Annotated in this window: 16 protein-coding genes; 10 read left to right on the forward strand and 6 right to left on the reverse strand. The window is 70.2% G+C overall.

Features of this window, described 5'->3' with window-relative positions:
• Positions 1 to 21 precede the first annotated feature (21 nt).
• Positions 22 to 1,707, forward strand: a complete 1,686-nt coding sequence (ettA, locus tag EDF50_RS14335) for an energy-dependent translational throttle protein EttA (protein ID WP_123520197.1) — start codon at positions 22 to 24, stop codon at positions 1,705 to 1,707.
• A 16-nt stretch (positions 1,708 to 1,723) separates the two neighbouring features.
• Positions 1,724 to 2,197: a thioesterase family protein gene (locus EDF50_RS14340; RefSeq protein ID WP_123520198.1), complete on the forward strand. Its 474-nt coding sequence runs from the start codon at positions 1,724 to 1,726 to the stop codon at positions 2,195 to 2,197.
• A 21-nt stretch (positions 2,198 to 2,218) separates the two neighbouring features.
• On the opposite strand, the gene EDF50_RS14345 is transcribed toward EDF50_RS14340, so the two are convergent.
• Positions 2,219 to 3,088 (reverse strand): acyl-CoA thioesterase II, encoded by an 870-nt coding sequence (locus tag EDF50_RS14345; protein ID WP_199738814.1) that lies wholly within the window; start codon positions 3,086 to 3,088, stop codon positions 2,219 to 2,221.
• A gap of 21 nt (positions 3,089 to 3,109) precedes the next feature.
• On the opposite strand from EDF50_RS14345, the gene EDF50_RS14350 reads away from it, so the two are divergent.
• Positions 3,110 to 3,781, forward strand: coding sequence for a hypothetical protein (locus EDF50_RS14350; RefSeq protein WP_123520199.1), 672 nt, complete (start codon positions 3,110 to 3,112; stop codon positions 3,779 to 3,781).
• 41 nt (positions 3,782 to 3,822) lie between these two features.
• Here EDF50_RS14350 and EDF50_RS14355 read toward each other — a convergent pair whose 3' ends face one another.
• From EDF50_RS14355 to pepN, 3 genes are all read right to left on the reverse strand, one after another.
• On the reverse strand, positions 3,823 to 4,242 hold the full coding sequence (locus tag EDF50_RS14355) for a globin (protein ID WP_123520361.1): 420 nt from the start codon (positions 4,240 to 4,242) through the stop codon (positions 3,823 to 3,825).
• Positions 4,243 to 4,304: 62 nt separating this feature from the next.
• Positions 4,305 to 5,306: a mechanosensitive ion channel family protein gene (locus EDF50_RS14360; RefSeq protein ID WP_233570658.1), complete on the reverse strand. Its 1,002-nt coding sequence runs from the start codon at positions 5,304 to 5,306 to the stop codon at positions 4,305 to 4,307.
• 127 nt (positions 5,307 to 5,433) lie between these two features.
• Positions 5,434 to 7,974, reverse strand: a complete 2,541-nt coding sequence (pepN, locus tag EDF50_RS14365) for an aminopeptidase N (RefSeq protein ID WP_123520200.1) — start codon at positions 7,972 to 7,974, stop codon at positions 5,434 to 5,436.
• Positions 7,975 to 8,065: 91 nt separating this feature from the next.
• Between pepN and EDF50_RS14370 the strand changes: the two genes are divergently transcribed.
• From EDF50_RS14370 to EDF50_RS14390, 5 genes are all read left to right on the forward strand, one after another.
• Complete coding sequence (locus EDF50_RS14370) at positions 8,066 to 8,692, forward strand: DsbA family protein (RefSeq protein WP_123520201.1); 627 nt, start codon at positions 8,066 to 8,068, stop codon at positions 8,690 to 8,692.
• Positions 8,693 to 8,713: 21 nt separating this feature from the next.
• On the forward strand, positions 8,714 to 9,199 hold the full coding sequence (locus EDF50_RS14375; RefSeq protein WP_123520202.1) for a ribose-5-phosphate isomerase: 486 nt from the start codon (positions 8,714 to 8,716) through the stop codon (positions 9,197 to 9,199).
• Positions 9,200 to 9,305: 106 nt separating this feature from the next.
• On the forward strand, positions 9,306 to 10,280 hold the full coding sequence (locus tag EDF50_RS14380; protein ID WP_123520203.1) for an Fpg/Nei family DNA glycosylase: 975 nt from the start codon (positions 9,306 to 9,308) through the stop codon (positions 10,278 to 10,280).
• Positions 10,281 to 10,284: 4 nt separating this feature from the next.
• Complete coding sequence (locus EDF50_RS14385; protein WP_123520204.1) at positions 10,285 to 10,908, forward strand: FMN-binding negative transcriptional regulator; 624 nt, start codon at positions 10,285 to 10,287, stop codon at positions 10,906 to 10,908.
• Entirely contained in the window at positions 10,905 to 12,413 is a 1,509-nt protein-coding gene (locus EDF50_RS14390; RefSeq protein WP_123520205.1) for an amidohydrolase, read from the forward strand. The genes EDF50_RS14385 and EDF50_RS14390 overlap by 4 nt, the downstream gene beginning before the upstream one ends.
• A 63-nt stretch (positions 12,414 to 12,476) precedes the next feature.
• On the opposite strand, the gene EDF50_RS14395 is transcribed toward EDF50_RS14390, so the two are convergent.
• Positions 12,477 to 12,965: a Dps family protein gene (locus tag EDF50_RS14395; protein WP_043597026.1), complete on the reverse strand. Its 489-nt coding sequence runs from the start codon at positions 12,963 to 12,965 to the stop codon at positions 12,477 to 12,479.
• Positions 12,966 to 13,150: 185 nt separating this feature from the next.
• Here EDF50_RS14395 and EDF50_RS14400 point away from each other — a divergent pair, with 185 nt between their 5' ends.
• Both EDF50_RS14400 and EDF50_RS14405 read left to right on the forward strand, forming a co-directional pair.
• Complete coding sequence (locus tag EDF50_RS14400) at positions 13,151 to 14,659, forward strand: sensor histidine kinase (RefSeq protein ID WP_123520206.1); 1,509 nt, start codon at positions 13,151 to 13,153, stop codon at positions 14,657 to 14,659.
• Between the two features lie 29 nt (positions 14,660 to 14,688).
• Positions 14,689 to 15,357, forward strand: coding sequence for a response regulator transcription factor (locus EDF50_RS14405; protein ID WP_123520207.1), 669 nt, complete (start codon positions 14,689 to 14,691; stop codon positions 15,355 to 15,357).
• 45 nt (positions 15,358 to 15,402) lie between these two features.
• Here EDF50_RS14405 and EDF50_RS14410 read toward each other — a convergent pair whose 3' ends face one another.
• Entirely contained in the window at positions 15,403 to 16,170 is a 768-nt protein-coding gene (locus tag EDF50_RS14410; RefSeq protein ID WP_123520208.1) for an SGNH/GDSL hydrolase family protein, read from the reverse strand.
• Positions 16,171 to 16,439: the final 269 nt, after the last annotated feature.

Consider the following 16,439-nt stretch of genomic DNA (forward strand, 5'->3'; position numbering starts at 1 on the left):
CCGCCCGATAGACTCGCTGCCATGGCCGAATACATTTACTCGATGGTGCGCGCCCGCAAGGCGGTCGGCGACAAGCTGATCCTCGACGACGTCACCATGTCGTTCATCCCGGGGGCGAAGATCGGTGTCGTGGGGCCGAACGGCGCCGGCAAGTCGACGATCCTCAAGATCATGGCGGGGCTCGACACCCCCAGCAACGGCGAGGCGAAGCTCAGCCCCGGCTACTCGGTCGGCATCCTGATGCAAGAGCCCGAACTCGACGAGACGAAGACCGTCCTCGAGAACGTGCAAGAGGGCGTCGGCCCCATCAAGCAGAAGCTGGACCGCTTCAACGAGGTCTCGGCCGCGATGGCCGAGCCCGACGCCGACTTCGACGCGCTGCTCGCCGAGATGGGCACCCTGCAAGAAGAGATCGACGCCGCCGACGCGTGGGACCTCGACTCCCAACTCGAGCAGGCCATGTCGGCCCTGCGCACGCCCCCGGGCGACGCCGAGGTCGCGAACCTCTCCGGTGGTGAGAAGCGCCGCGTCGCGCTGTGCAAGTTGCTGCTGCAGAAGCCCGACCTCCTCCTTCTCGACGAGCCCACCAACCACCTCGACGCCGAGAGCGTGCTCTGGCTCGAGCAGCACCTCAGCAAGTACCCGGGCGCCGTGCTCGCCGTGACTCACGACCGGTACTTCCTCGACCACGTCGCCGAGTGGATCGCCGAGGTCGACCGCGGTCGCCTCTACCCCTACGAGGGCAACTACTCGACCTACCTCGAGAAGAAGGGCGAGCGTCTGCAGGTGCAGGGCAAGAAGGACGCCAAGCTCGCCAAGCGTCTCGCCTCCGAGCTCGAGTGGGTCCGCAGCAACGCGAAGGGCCGTCAGGCCAAGTCGAAGGCGCGTCTGGCCCGCTACGAAGAGATGGCGAACGAGGCCGAGCGCACGCGCACTCTCGACTTCGAAGAGATCGTGATCCCCGTGGGGCCGCGTCTCGGTTCGCAGGTCATCGACGCGAAGAAGCTGCACAAGTCGTTCGGCGAGCGGGTGCTCATCGACGACCTGTCGTTCACCTTGCCCCGCAACGGCATCGTCGGCGTCATCGGCCCGAACGGCGTCGGCAAGACCACCCTCTTCAAGACGGTCGTCGGCCTCGAGCCGCTCGACGGCGGCGAGCTGAAGGTCGGCGAGACCGTCGACATCTCGTACGTCGACCAGAGCCGTGGCGGCATCGACCCGAACAAGAACCTGTGGGAGGTCGTGTCCGAGGGGCACGACTACATCCAGGTGGGCAAGACCGAGATCCCGTCGCGGGCGTACGTGTCGCAGTTCGGCTTCAAGGGCCCCGACCAGCAGAAGAAGGCCGGCGTGCTCTCCGGTGGTGAGCGCAACCGTCTCAACCTGGCGCTGACCCTCAAGCAGGGTGGCAACCTGCTGCTGCTCGACGAGCCCACCAACGACCTCGACGTCGAGACCCTGGGCAGCCTCGAGAACGCGCTGCTCGAGTTCCCCGGCTGCGCGGTGGTCATCACCCACGACCGATGGTTCCTCGACCGCATCGCGACGCACATCCTCTCGTGGGAGGGGCTGAACGACGACGGCACTCCCAACTGGTACTGGTTCGAGGGCAACTTCGAGGCGTACGAAGAGAACAAGATCGAGCGCCTCGGGGCCGACGCCGCGAAGCCGAGTTCGGTCACGTACCGCAAGCTCACGCGCGACTGATCGCCGATTCACCGTCATGACCCGCCTGCACGTGCCGACCCGAGTCCGCTGGAGCGACCTCGACGGGTACCGTCACGTCAACAACGCGTCGATGTTGCGCCTCCTCGAGGAGGCGCGCATCGACGCGTTCTGGTCGGCGGACGGTGCGATCGACGAACGCTCGTCGGCGGCCGTCCTCGACGGAAGTCCGAACGCCACGACGATGACGCTCATCGCGCGGCAAGAGCTCGAGTACCTGATCCCCATCCCGTACCTGCGGGCTCCGCTCGACGTGCAGATCTGGGTCGGACGTCTCGGCGGCGCGAGCCTCGAGGTCTGCTACGAGGTCTGGTCGCCCGAGGGGGTCGACCCCAGGCAACTGTTCACCAAGGCTGCCACCACCATCGTGCTCGTCGACTCCGCGACGAACCAGCCCCGGCGCATCTCCGACGTCGAGCGTGACGCGTGGTCGCCGTTCGTCGAAGAGCCTTTGGCCTTTCGCCGCCGCTGATCGGAGGCGAGACCTGTCGGGTCAGCTACGCGGGACCCGCACCATGCCCTCTTGGGCCACGCTCGCCACGAGCGTGCCGGCACGGTCGTACATGCGTCCGAGCGAGAGCCCGCGGCCACCGACCGCGTTGGGGCTCTCTTGCACGTAGAGCAGCCACTCGTCGACCCGGGCGGGGCGATGCCACCACATGGCGTGGTCGAGGCTCGCGGCCTTGAGCCCCGGCGTGACGAACGCGACACCGTGCCGGCGGTAGATCGGCTCGAGCAGCGTGTAGTCGCTGGCGTACAGCAGTGCGGCGCGGTGCAGGTCGGCGTCGTCCGGCAGCGGGCCGGTGGCCTTGAGCCACACGGCCTGGTGAGCCACGTGGTCGCCCTCGACGCTGAAGAAGACGGGAGAGGGCACGTGACGCATGTCGAACGGGCGCCGGGCCCACGACTGGGCCACGGGATTGTCGACGGCCGACAGCAACTCGGCGTCGCTCGGGACGTCCTCGGGCCCGGGCAGACCGGCGGGCATGTCGACCTGGTGGTCGAGCCCTTCGTCGGGCGTCTGGAACGAGGCGATCATCGAGAAGATCGGCACCCCGTCCTGCGAGGCCTGGGTGCGACGGGTCGCGAACGAGCGGCCGTCGTGGATGCGGTCGACCGTGAAGGTGATCGGGATCGTGAGGTCGCCGGGCCGGAGGAAGTACGAGTGGAGCGAGTGGACGTCGCGTCCACCGCCGACGGTGCGCTGTGCGGCGACCAGGGCCTGGGCGGCGACCTGTCCGCCGAACACGCGACCGAGCGGTTCGGGTTGCGAGCCGCCGGTGAAGACGTCCTGCCCGCCGACGTTGCCCGCGGGCGCCAGGTCGAGGGTGGACAGCAGGCTCTGCAGCGGATCGTCGGTCACCCGATGTAGTTTAGGGGGCCGATGAACGACGCATTCACCCTCCCCGATTCCCTGTCCCTCAGCGATCTCGCGACCTATCTCGGGCGTGCCGGCCGGGTGGAGGACGGCTCGGTCCGGCTCATCGCCGGGTCAGGGGTGCTCGCCGTCTACGTGGCCGTGTTCTACCCGATGGGTCTGCTCGACTCGAGCCCGACGGTGCTCGGGCTCCGCACCTTCCAACTCGACGACCGTCCCGAGTTCGACGCCGTGGTGCCGGTGCGATCCCTGAAGGAGCGCCTCGTGCGCCTCCAGAACGACGTCGTCGATCCGACGGCGTCGGTCACGGTGTCCGTGCCCGCCACGGTGAACACCGTGACCTGGGCCGCGATCTCGCCCCCGCGGGGAGGCTGGGCGAGGCTCGAACCCATCGACGCGGTCCGCCTCCGCGCCACGGCCGAGGCCGGCATCGCCCGGGTCGCGGAGGCGATCCCCGAGGGCACCGGCGAGCAGATCGTGCACCGGGTGCGGGCCGACGTCTGGTCGGCCCCCGTCGAGGGTGCCGGGGGAGTCCCCGCCGGCGCCGGTTTCGGTGCTCTCAGTCTGGGGTTCCTCGACGGAGAGGACGAGGTCACCGTCTTCGAGACCGGAACGTGGACGCGCCTGACGACGCCCAAGGGGCACGTGCTCGTCAAGCGCCGGTCGTCCCTCCTCTGACGAGCGACGAGCGACGAGCGACGAGCGACGAGCGACGAGCGTCAGCGGTCGAAGGTGTTGACCATGGCCTGGGCGGCTCGGTCGAGGTAGCCCCAGAGCATGGCGTCGTCGAGCGGTGCGAGCTCGAGCTCGTCGACGGCGACCCGCATGTGCTGCAACCAGCGATCGCGCGCCTCCGGCGTCACACGGAACGGCATGTGCCGCATGCGCAACCGCGGGTGCCCGCGCTCGTGGCTGTAGGTGGTCGGCCCGCCCCAGTACTGCTCGAGGAACCCCGTCAACCGCTGGATCGCACCCTCGAGATCTGCCTCGGGGTACATCGGCCAGAGGACGTCGTCGCTGCGGACGCCCTCGTAGAAGCGGCGGACCAACTTCTCGAAGGTCGGTCGCCCACCGATCTGCTGCCAGAAATTGCCCTGGGCGGCGTCGTCTCCGAGCCCCCGACGGACGGTGACCGGCACGGCTCCGGGCGGAGGAGTGGCGGGCCGCTCGCCGGTGGGCCGTGGCGTCAGCGGGATGTCGGTCACTTGCGCTTCCCTCGGGGAACGTGCGGCGTGGGGACGGTGCGCGGCGCCCGGGCGCCCTGGACCGAGGAGGCGCTGTCGAAGCCGGTCAGGACGACGCTCGTCAGCGACGGCAGCACGATGTCCATGCCGTCCAGGGTCTTCTTCAGACGTGCCCGCAGTTCACGGTCGACGTTGTCGCGGTCGGAGGACCGGGTCTTGGCCACGATGCGGATCACCACGTGCTCTTCGGCGATGGACTGGATGCCCCAGACCTCGGGTTGATCGATCATCGCGCGCTTCCACTTGGGGATCGTCGCGAGCTCGTTGGCCGTGTTCAGCATGGCGTCCTGGACCCGGTCGACGTCGGCCGAGTAGGGCACGGCGAGGTCGATGATCACGCGCGTCCAGCCCTGCGACATGTTGCCCACCCGTAGGATCTCGCCGTTGCGCACGAACCACAGCACGCCGTTCACGTCGCGGATCTGGGTGACCCGGATGCCGACGGCCTCGACGACACCGGCAGCGGGCCCGACGTCGACGACGTCGCCCACGCCGAGCTGGTCCTCGGCGACCATGAAGATGCCGTTGAGCATGTCCTTGACGATGTTCTGGGCACCGAACGCGAGCCCGGCCCCGACGACGCCGGCCGCGCTGACGATGGCGACGATGTTGAAGTTGAGCTCGCCGAGGATCAACACGAGTGCGATGGCCGCGACGACGACCGTGACCACGTTGTTCAGCACGCTGCCGAGCGTGCGAGTTCGCTGCACGACCCGGACGGCCTGCAGCGGCGAGGCCATGAGGGCCTGGGTGTCGTCGACGTTCTGCTTGCGCTTGATGCCGTTGACGACCTGGTCGACCACCCGGCGGATGGTGAAGTGCAGGGCGATGCGCAGCAACACCGCGACGAGCAGGATTCCGACGATGCGGATGGGAACTCGCCACATCGTCCAGAACGCGTCCCAATCGAAGGCGATCGGGGCGGCGGGGTCGGTGGCGGCAGCGAGGAGGAGGTCCATATGAGCGACAAGTCAAGCATGCCCCCGCAACCTCACCCGAGAACGGCCTGGACGCCCGGACGGCGGGCCCTGTGAGAGGGCCCGCCGTCGGGTGGATCGTCGGGTCGTCGCGCGACCCCGGGCACGGCTACCTCTGGTCGACCGCCTGCACGCGCAAGGCCCGCTCGACTCCCGCGACGCTCTCGCTGACGATGCGCCGGAGCGCGGGGGTCTCGGGGTTGGCCTCGAGCCATGCGTACGACGCGTCGACGAGCGCCTGGTCGGCGAGGCCGGCCGGGTACAGCCCCGAGACGAGGGTGTCGGCGATGTGGTAGCTGCGCGACTCCCAGATGCCGGTGAGCGACGAGAAGTAGCGCTCGACGAGCGGCTGCAGGATCGCCGGGTCGTTCGTGTGCTGGAACCCGAGGGTGGTCGCGCGCACGATGGCGTTGGGCTGCTCGGCACTGTCGACGACCGACGCGAAGGCGGCGAGCTTGCCCTCGGTGGTCGGGATCGTCGCGCGGGCCCGCGCGGCCGCCTGGGCGCCGTTCGCCGTGTTGTCCTCGGCCAGGGCGGCGTCGATCTCGGCTTCGCCGGCCCCGCCGACGAGCACCAGGCCCTCGAGCAGCTGCCAGCGCAGGTCGGTGTCGACGGTGAGGCCCTCGAGGGCGAGGGAACCGTCGAGAAGGCCGGCCAGTGCCTCCTTGTGGGCCTCGGTCGACGCGATCGCGGCGAAGAACGTGACGAACTGGAACTGCGCGTCCGACCCGGCCTCGGCGCCCTGGGCCAGGGCCCAGAGGCCGTCGCCGACCTCGGTGATCGTGGAGGCGCGGCGTGCGGGGGCGACGTAGCTGCGGGCGGTCTGCACCAGCTGCGACAGCGTGGTGCGGATCGTCGTCGACTCGGTCTCGGTCGCGATGTTGTCGAGCACGAGTCGTACGTAGTCCGAGGCCGACGTCTCGGCGTCGCGCGTGGCGTCCCAGACCGAGCCCCAGACGAGGGCGCGGGCCAGCGGGTTCGAGATCTTCGACAGGTGGGCGATCGCGGTGGCGAGCGACACCTCGTCGAGACGGATCTTGGCGTAGGCGAGGTCGTCGTCGTTGATCAGCACGAGGTCGCCACGGTTCAGGCCGACCAGTTCGGGCACCTCGGTGCGGGTGCCGTCGACGTCGATCTCGACGCGGTCCGTGCGCACCAGGGAGTCGCCCCGCAAGGCGTAGAGGCCGATCGCGAGACGGTGCGGACGGATCGTCGGGTAGTCGGCGGGGGCCTCTTGCACCACGGCGAAGGACGTGATGACGCCCTCGCCGTCGACCTCGAGTGCGGGACGCAAGGTGTTGACGCCCGCGGTCTCGAGCCACAGCTTCGACCAGCTGGTGAGCTCGCGACCCGAGGTCGCCTCGAGCTCGACGAGCAGGTCGCTCAGCTCGGTGTTCGAGTGGTGGTGCTTCTTGAAGTAGGCCGCGACGCCCGCGTAGAAGGCGTCGATGCCGACCCAGGCGACGAGCTGCTTGAGCACCGACCCGCCCTTGGCGTAGGTGATGCCGTCGAAATTGACCTGGACGTCCTCGAGGTCGTTGATCGTCGCGACGACGGGGTGCGTCGAGGGCAGCTGGTCCTGGCGGTAGGCCCAGCTCTTCTCCATCGCCTGGAAGGTCGTCCAGGCTTCGGTCCACTCGGTCGCCTCGGCGGTCGAGATGGTCGACGCCCACTCGGCGAACGACTCGTTCAGCCAGAGGTCGTTCCACCACTTCATGGTGACGAGGTCGCCGAACCACATGTGGGCCAACTCGTGCAGGATCGTGACGACGCGGCGCTCCTTGATGGCGTCGGTCACCTTGCTGCGGAAGACGTAGGTCTCGACGAACGTGACGGCACCCGCGTTCTCCATCGCGCCGGCGTTGAACTCGGGGACGAAGAGCTGGTCGTACTTCTCGAACGGGTAGGCGTAGTCGAACTTGTCCTCGTAGTACGCGAATCCCTGTCGGGTCTTCTCGAAGATGTAGTCGGCGTCGAGGTACTCGGTGAGCGAGCGGCGCGTGAAGATGCCGAGCGGGATCGTGCGGCCGTCGGCGCTGGTGAGATCGCTGCGGACCACGTCGTAGGGCCCGGCGATGATCGCCGTGACGTAGCTCGAGAGCACGGGCGTGGGCGAGAACGTCCAGGTGCCGGTCTCGCCGTCGACGACGGGCTCGGGCGTCGTCTGGTTGCTGACGACCTGCCAGCGTGCCGGCGCGGTGACCGTGAACTGGAAGGTCGCCTTGAGGTCGGGCTGCTCGAAGACCGCGAAGACGCGGCGGCTGTCGGGCACCTCGAACTGCGAGTAGAGGTAGACCTCGCCGTCGACCGGGTCGACGAAGCGGTGCAGACCCTCTCCGGTGTTGGTGTACTCGGCGTCGGCGACGACCTCGAGCACGTTCGAGTCGGCCAGGTCGGTGAGCTGGATCCGCACGCCGTCGTTCACGGCGGCGACGTCGAGCGCGGTGCCGTTGAGGGTGATCGAGTGGACCGTCCGGGTCAGCGCGTCGATGAAGGTCGAGGCGCCGGGGGTGGCGGTGAAGCGCACGGTGGTCGAGCTGCCGAACACCTCGTCGCCGCGGGTCAGGTCGAGGGCGATCTCGTACGACTGGACGTCGACGACGTCCTTGCGCTCTTGCGCCTCGACGCGGGTGAGGTTCTCTCCGGGCACGCTGGCTCCATCCGTCTGGGGGGTGAGGGGGGACTCGTGGTCCGCTGAAAGCCTAGACCGGCTGTACGACACCGGGGTGTTGACTGTGGACATGACCGACACCCCCGCCCCCGCGCCCCACACCGTCGTCGACTTCTGGTTCGACCCCTCGTGCCCCTGGGCCTGGATGACCAGCCGATGGGTCGACGAGGTCGCGAAACACCGCGACCTCGACGTCACGTTCCACGTGATGAGCCTCGCGGTCCTCAACGAGGAGAACGACGTCAGCGACGAGTACAAGGCGAACTTCGCCCGCATGTTGCGCTACACGCGTCTCGTCACGGCGGCCGGCGAGCTGCACGGTCAGCAGATCGTCAAGCCGTTCTACGACGCGCTGGGCACTCGCATCCACCACGACGGTGAGAAGGACGGCGACGTGGTCATCGCGGGCGCCGTGGCCGAGGCCGGCCTGCCCGCCGACTTCGCGCGCTACGCCGACGTCGACGAGTTCGACGGGCAGATGCGCGCCAGCCACTTCGACGGCATCGGTCGCGTCGGCCAGGACGTCGGGACCCCGGTCATCGCCGTCGACGGCGTCGCGTTCTTCGGTCCGGTCATCTCCCCGGCGCCGAAGGGTGACGAGGCCGTCCGCCTGTGGGACGGCGTGGTGGCCGTGGCGTCGTACCCCGGCTTCTTCGAGATCAAGCGCACCCGCACGGTCGGGCCGATCTTCGACTGACCCGGCCATAAGATCGAGTCCATGCGCATCCACGTGGCGACCGATCACGCCGGCCTCGACTTCAGCACGACCGTCATCCAGCACCTCACCGACGCGGGCCACGACGTGACCGACCACGGTCCGGCGAGCTACGAGCCTCTCGACGACTACCCGTCGTTCTGCATCGCGGCGGCCCGGGCGACCGTGCGCGATCAGCGTGCCGGCCACGAGGCCCTGGGCGTCGTCTTCGGCGGCTCGGGCAACGGCGAGCAGATCGCCGCGAACAAGGTCGAGGGCGTCCGGGCGGCCCTGGTCTGGAACGACTCGACCGCGAGGCTCGCCCGTCAGCACAACGACGCGAACGTCATCGCCATCGGGGCGCGTCAGCACACCGAGGCCGAGGCGCTCGCGTTCATCGACACCTTCGTCGCCGAACCGTTCAGCCACGACGAACGCCACGTGCGCCGTATCGCGCAGGTCGGCGAGTACGAGACCACCGGCGCGATCGCCGGTCACCCGGTCGACTGACGACGTAACGTCGAGAGCGGCGAGATCCCGACCGGGGTCTCGCCGCTCCGTCGTCTCGACACCCACGCGCGAGATCGTCCCACCGACCACCGAGAGAGGTGCCGCCGTGCCCGAGGGTCATTCCGTCCACCGCATCGCCAACCAGTTCGAGCAGAGCTTCGTCGGCCACCGCGTCGAGGTGAGCTCGCCCCAAGGGCGCTTCGCCGATGGGGCCACCCGGCTCGACGGCGCCACGATGGTCGACGCCAAGGCCGTCGGCAAGCAGATGTTCCTCGAGTTCGACAACGGCCTCTGGTTGCACGTGCACCTCGGGCTGTACGGTGCGTGGGACTTCGCCGGTGAGATCGCCACGGGTCACTCCATGGCCGAGTCGCGCACCCGCCGGGCGGCCACCCGCAAGGCCGAGAAGGCGCCCGACGACGACGGCGAGGACTCGATGGCGAGCATCGGAGCCCCCCGCAGGTCCCGGGTCCGCATGGCCGAGCAGGAGAAGACCGAGGACGACATCGAGTCGTTCCCACCCGAGCCCGTCGGTCAGGTACGCGTCCGGCTGCTGACCGACACCGCCGTCGGCGACCTCCGTGGCCCGACGAAGTGCGAGGTCCTCGACGCGGCGGGGGTCGACCTGGCGATCTCCAAGCTCGGGCCCGACCCCCTGGTCGATTCGCCGAAGAAGGGCAGCGACCGCTTCGTCACGACGGTCCGCAAGAAGCGCACCCCGATCGGCCTGTTGCTGATGGACCAGAGCGTGGTCAGCGGCATCGGCAACATCTACCGTGCCGAGTTGCTGTTCCGGGCCCGGCTCGATCCGCACACGCCCGGCAACCAGATACCCGAGGACGTCCTGCGGGCCCTCTACAAGGACTGGACGAAACTGCTCAAGAGCGGCGTCGAGCTCGGTCAGATGATGACCATGGACGGCCTGACGAAGGCCCAGCACGCCAGGGCGCTGCGCAGCCGGGCGGATCGGCACTGGGTGTACCACCGCGAGGGTCTGCCCTGCCGGGTCTGCGGCACCAACGTCGTGATGGAGATGGCCGCGGGTCGCAAGCTGTACTGGTGCCCGACCGACCAGACTTGAGCGCATGCGGCACACCCCCACGTTCGTCCTGTCCGACGTCGACGAGGTCAAGCGGCTGATCCGCGAGAACCCGTGGGCCACCATCGTCTCGTCCACGGCCGACGGCCTCGTGGCCTCGCACTACCCCGTCGTGCTCGAGCCGGACGACGCCGACCCCGAGGCCATCGTGCTGGTCAGCCACGTCGGGCGCCCGGACGAGCGCTCGCACGAGCTGGGCCGGCACGAGGTCATGGTGATCGTCCAGGGCCCGCACGGCTACGTCTCGCCCGCCTGGTACCCGGCCGAGCAGATCATCCCCACCTGGAACCACGTCACGGCCCACCTCTGGGGCACCCCCGAGATCCTCTCCGACGACGAGAACTTCCGGGTGCTGGGTGAGCTCGTCGACCACTTCGAGCGCGTCATGCCGAGCCCCTCGACCCTGACCCTCGACGAGCAGGGCTCGAGACGGGTCGCGAAGGGCACCGTCGGCATCCGACTGCGCGTCACCCGGTTCGACGCCCGCGCGAAGCTCAGCCAGAACAAGGCACCCGAGGTCGTCGACCGCATCGTCGACGAGCTCGAGCACGGCGAGCACTACGCGCAGCCGGCGCTCGCCGCCGAGATGCGCCGGGTGCGCGACCGATGACGGTCGTCGACGGCAGCCGAGCCGAGGAGGCGCGGCGCACGCTCCTGAGGGACGTCCGCCTGGTCGGCGCGGGGCCCGCCCCCGTGGACGTCCTGCTCGACGGCGGCCGTGTCGTCGCGCTCGCGTCCGGTCTCCCCTCCGACGACGCCGAGGTGCTCGACCTCGACGGCCGCTGGCTCGCCCCGGGCCTCTGGGACTCCCACGTCCACATGGACCAGTGGGCGCTGGTGCGCCGTCGGCTCGACCTGTCGCGGGCGCGGTCCGCCGCCGAGGCGGCCTCGATCGTGGGGGAGCGCCTGCGTTCCGAGCCGGTCGAGGCGGGCGGCACCCTCGTCGGCTACGGCTTCCAGGACGCGCTCTGGCCCGATGCCCCGAGCCGGGCCCTGCTCGACTCGGTGGCCGGCGACCTGCCGGTCGTCCTGGTCAGCAACGACCTGCACTCGGTATGGCTCGACTCGGCCGCCCTCGGCCTGCACGGTCACACCGAGCACCCGACCGGACTGCTGCGCGAACAGACCGCCTTCGACGTCAGTGCCGCCGTGAGCGTCGTCCCGGACGAGCAGCTCGACCGGTGGGTCGCCGAGGCCGTCGACGCGGCCGCCGCGCGGGGGGTCGTCGGCGTCGTCGACCTCGAGATGACGTTGTCGCTCGACCGCTGGACCCGGCGCGTGGCGGGCGGGACCCGCGGGCTGCGCATCCGTCCCGGGGTCTACCCGCGCGACCTCGACACCGTCGTCGACCGCGGGCTGCGCACCGGCGACGTGATCCCGGGCACCGACGGCCTCGTGACGATGGGGCCGTTCAAGATCATCACCGACGGCTCCCTCGGCACCCGGACCGCCTACTGCCACGACCCGTACCCCGGGCTCGAGAGCGACCCCGCGGCCCGTGGGCTGCGCATCTACGAGACCGACGAGCTCGTCGGGTGGCTGCGCCGCGCCTCCTCGGCGGGGCTGGTGCCGGCCGTGCACGCGATCGGGGACGCCGCGAACGCCCAGGCGCTCGACGCCTTCGAGCAGGTCGGGTGCGCCGGCAGCATCGAGCACGCCCAGCTGCTCGACGCCGCCGACGTCGCCCGGTTCGCCCGGCTCGGCATCGTGGCCAGCGTCCAGCCCGAGCACGCCATGGACGACCGCGACGTCGTCGACCGGCTCTGGTCGGGTCGGTCCGAGCGTGCCTACGTCTTCGAGAGCCTGGCGGCGGCCGGCGTCCGGCTGCAGCTCGGCTCGGACGCGCCCGTGGCTCCGCTCGATCCGTGGGTGGCCATGGCGGCGGCGATCTCGCGGTCGCGCGACGGCCGCGAGCCCTGGCACCCCGAGCAACGTCTCGTCGCCTCCGCGGCGCTCGCGGCGTCGACGGGCGGCCGCACGAGCGTCGAGGTCGGGGCGGACGCCGACCTCGTGGTCACCGATCTCGACCCGCTCGCCGCGACCGACGTCGAGCTGCGGGCCATGCCGGTCACGGGAACGCTGCTCGGCGGACGGTGGACGCACCGCGACCTGTGACCGGCACGGCGAAGGCCGCCACCCCCTGAGGGGCGGCGGCCTTCGTTCGTCCGAGGCGGTTCGTCAGCCCGCGACGTGGGCCGCGAGAAACCAGCGGTCCTTCTCGAGGCCGCGCGAGATCTCGATGGCGACGTCCTGGCTCGAGGCGTCGAGCTCACCGAGCTCGTCGATGGCCTCGCGGACGGCGACCAGCGAGGCGTCGATCTGGGCGACCAGCTCGGCGATGGTCACGTCGATCTGGTTGAAACCGGGGGAGGTCGGGGGGATGACCGTCTTGGCCGCGACGGTCTCGATGCGACCGTCGACGGGAAGCCCGAGGGCGACGACGCGCTCCGCGGCGAGGTCGGCCCATTCGCGGGCGTGGTCGACGACGACGTCGATGAGCTCGTGGACGGCGACGAACGCGATGCCGCGCACGTGCCAGTGCGCCTGCTTGCCGTTGACCGACAGGGCCGTCATGTCGGTGACGATCTGGCTGAGGAACTGGGCGACGCCTGCGGCGACGTCGGGGTCGACGGAACCTTGGGGGACGGTGCGGGTGATGTCGGTCATGACGTGGTCCTTTCCTAGACGATGGAGGCAACGCTAGACGTCTGGGAGGATTCCGCAAGCAAGCCGAGGCTCGGCTCACCTAGGCCAGCCTCACCTCACCCGGGTCGTGAGGGGGGATAACCCCACCGGCGTTCCGGGCGCTGGCACCATGGGGTGGACGCCCCGCTCAGACCAGGCTCGAAGGCATGATCCAGGAGACCACCATCACCGCCGCGAACCCTTACCTCTCACCCCCGTCCCGCCCCGGCGGCTACCGGCGGCGATGGCGCGAGCTGCCCCGCGAACTCGGCTACGTCGCGCTGTCGGCCGTCCTCGTCGTCATCGTGACGGTGGCCGCCTCGCTGTTCCTCCACACGGTCAGCGGGTCGAGCGAGTCGCTCTTCACCCTGGTGTTCCTCGCGGTCGTCGTCCTCGCGGGTCTCTGGATCGCCCGTTGGTTCGGTACGTTCGAGGTGCTCCGCCTCCGGTGGGCCAGCGATCGTCCGATCCGTCCGGTCGACTGGACGCCGAACACCGCGTGGGGCCGGTCGACGAATCGTTTCGTCCGGGCGGTCTCGGTCTTCGCCAACCCGCACTACTGGCTCTACCTGCTCTTCACCGTCGTGGTCTTCCCGATCGTGGCGGGCTTCACGACCTTCGTCCTCGTGGGCCTGGTGGTCGGCCCGGTCCTGGCGATCCTGGGGGTCGTGCTCGTCTTCGGCGCCCTGCCGCCCTTCGACACCTTCAACTGGGCCTCGGCGATCGGCACCGGCGGAGGCGCGGTGCTCGTCGTCCTGGCTCTCGCCCTGTTCGCGGTGGTCGTGCTGGTCTACCCGTACGTCGTGCACGGTTTCGTCGTGATGCACCAGGCGATCGCCGCCGCGATGCTCGGCGGCTTCCGCAGTGACCAGCTCGAGGTCGAGCTCGCCGACCGCGAGATCTCTCGGACGGCCGCGCTGTCGGCCGAGGGCACGGCCCTCCGGCGCCTCGAGCGTGACATCCACGACGGTCCGCAGCAGCGCCTGGTGCGCCTGCAGATGGACCTCGCCGCGGCGTCGCGCGCCGTCGACACCGATCCCGTGAAGAGCAAGACCCTCATCGAGGAGGCGCGGGTGCAGTCCCGCGAAGCCCTCGAGGAGCTACGCGCCCTGTCCCGCGGCTTCGCGCCTCCTCTGCTGTCGGACCGCGGCCTGGTCGCGGCCCTCGAGTCGCTCGTCGACCGCTCGGTGGTGTCGACCACGATGCTCAACCGGGTGCCCGCGCACGTCGTGATCCCGAGCGACATCGAGCGCAACGCGTATTTCATCGCGTCCGAACTGATGACGAACACGGGCAAGCACGCCCAGGCGGCCAGCGCCGACCTCGTGCTGCGCACCCGGCAGGCCCCCGATGGCATCGGCACCCTGCTCGAACTCGTCGTGACCGACGACGGACGCGGCGGCGCGGGGCTGCGTGACGGTCACGGTCTCGCCGGCGTGCAAGAACGTCTCGTGGGCCTGGGCGGTTTCCTCGACATCAGCAGCCCGCAGGGCGGGCCGACGATCGTCACGGTGAGCATCCCGATGGCGATCGAGGTGCCGAGCAGCCTGACGCTGCCCCTGCCGACCGAGCCGCTGCCGCCGTTCTCGTCGACCGCCGTGACCGAGCCGCTGACCGATGCGTCACCGCCCGACGGCCCGCTCGACCCGCCGGCCGGGCCGCCGACGCGACCGTAGCCGGAGGGTCGCGCCCGTAGTCTGGACGGGTGAGTCTCGAGAGCCCTTCCCGTCAGCCCGTCCGCGTCGTCGTCGCCGACGACTCGGTGTTGCTGAGGGAGGGGCTGGTCCGATTGCTCGACGAGATCGGTGTCGAGGTGGTCGGCGCGTACGGCGACGCCGACTCGCTGCTGGCCGACCTCGACGCGGTCGGCCCCGACATCGCCGTCCTCGACGTCCGCATGCCGCCCACGCACACCGACGAGGGCGTCCGGGCCGCGATCGAGGCGCGACGCCGTCGGCCCGATCTCGGCATCCTGCTGCTGTCGCAGTACGTCGAGGTGGCCTACGCCCGCGACCTGCTCGAGGCGGGTTCGGGCGGGGTCGGCTACCTGCTGAAAGACCGCATCGCGTCGTTCGAGGAGTTCCGCGACGCGCTCGGCCGGGTGTCCGACGGCGGGACGGTCCTCGACCCGCAGGTGGTCTCCCAGTTGCTGGGGCGTCGCAGCGATCCGCTCGCCGCGCTCACGCCGCGTGAGCGAGAGGTGCTGACGCTCATGGCCGAGGGGCGCACGAACGCCGCCATCGCGGCCGAGCTGGTCATCGGTACGGGCGCGGTCGAGAAGAACGTCACCTCGATCTTCCAGAAGCTGTTGCTCGAGGACAGCGGCACCGACCACCGACGGGTGCTGGCCGTGCTCGCGTTCCTGCAGCGCTGAGGCCCCGCCGGGGTGGGGTCGCCCCCGGAACCGGGCCGCGGCCCGTCAGCTGGTGGCCTGCGAGCCGTCGGTGGCCACGTCGACCGGTGACCCCGCCTGTGGGGCGCTGACCCGCGTGCCGACCACGTCGAGGACGGCGTCGCGCAGTTCGTGGCCGAGCGCCTCGTAGCCGGCCGTCGTGGGGTGGATGCCGTCGACGGTGGTGCCGGCGGCGAAGACGTCGCCCGCGCGGGCGAAGCCCCACGGGTCGGTGAAGGTCCAGCCCTTGTCGGTGACGTACCGCTCGAGTCGGGCCTCGTAGAGAGCCGCGGCCTGGGGCGCACGGTCGTAGGGCGGGATCGCGGCCACCACGACGTGCTTCGCCCGGATCGTGTCGACGATCGCGTCGTACGAGGCGGCGGAGTCGGCGAAGCTCAGGCCGCGCCGCACGTCGTTCGTGCCGGACATCAGCACGAGGACGTCCACGTCGCGGACGGGTCGCACGGCCGCGGCCTGCTCTTGCACGGTCGATCCGCCCTTGGCGTAGCCACCGACGTAGTCGATGCCGTCGCCTTGGGCGTAGGTGATCCACGTGTCGGCGGTGAGGCCCTCGCTCAGCAGGCGACCACCCCCGGCGGTCAGTGAGTCACCGACGACGGCGACTCGGATGCCGCCGGAGCTCGGTGCGACGGCCACACCGGGGGCGGCGGCCTGCGCGATCGCGCCGGACCCGGAGGCGCTGGGCGCGTCGCCCGGAGCGGCGGCGCACCCGGCCGCGAGGGTGGCCACGACCACGCCGACCAGCGCGACCCGTGCGAACGTCGCGCGATCCATGTGGACATCTTGGGTCACGCCGCGCCGCGAAAAATCATCCGCCAGCCTGACTTCTCGCCGGTCCGGCTCGGAAGTCCCTGACAGAACCCCCACCGGCGCCGACGCCTGCGTGCAGGGCGCGGAGAAGATGTCATTCAGGGCGCCCACCGGCGCCGACGCCTGCGTGCAGGGCGCGGAGAAGATTTCATTCAGGGCGCCCACCGGCGCCGACGCCTGCGTGCAGGGCGCGGAGAAGATTTCATTCAGGGCGCCCACCGGCGCCGACGCCT

It is taken from the genome of Frigoribacterium sp. PhB24 (assembly GCF_003755185.1).
In the GTDB taxonomy this organism is placed as follows: Bacteria; Actinomycetota; Actinomycetes; order Actinomycetales; family Microbacteriaceae; genus Frigoribacterium.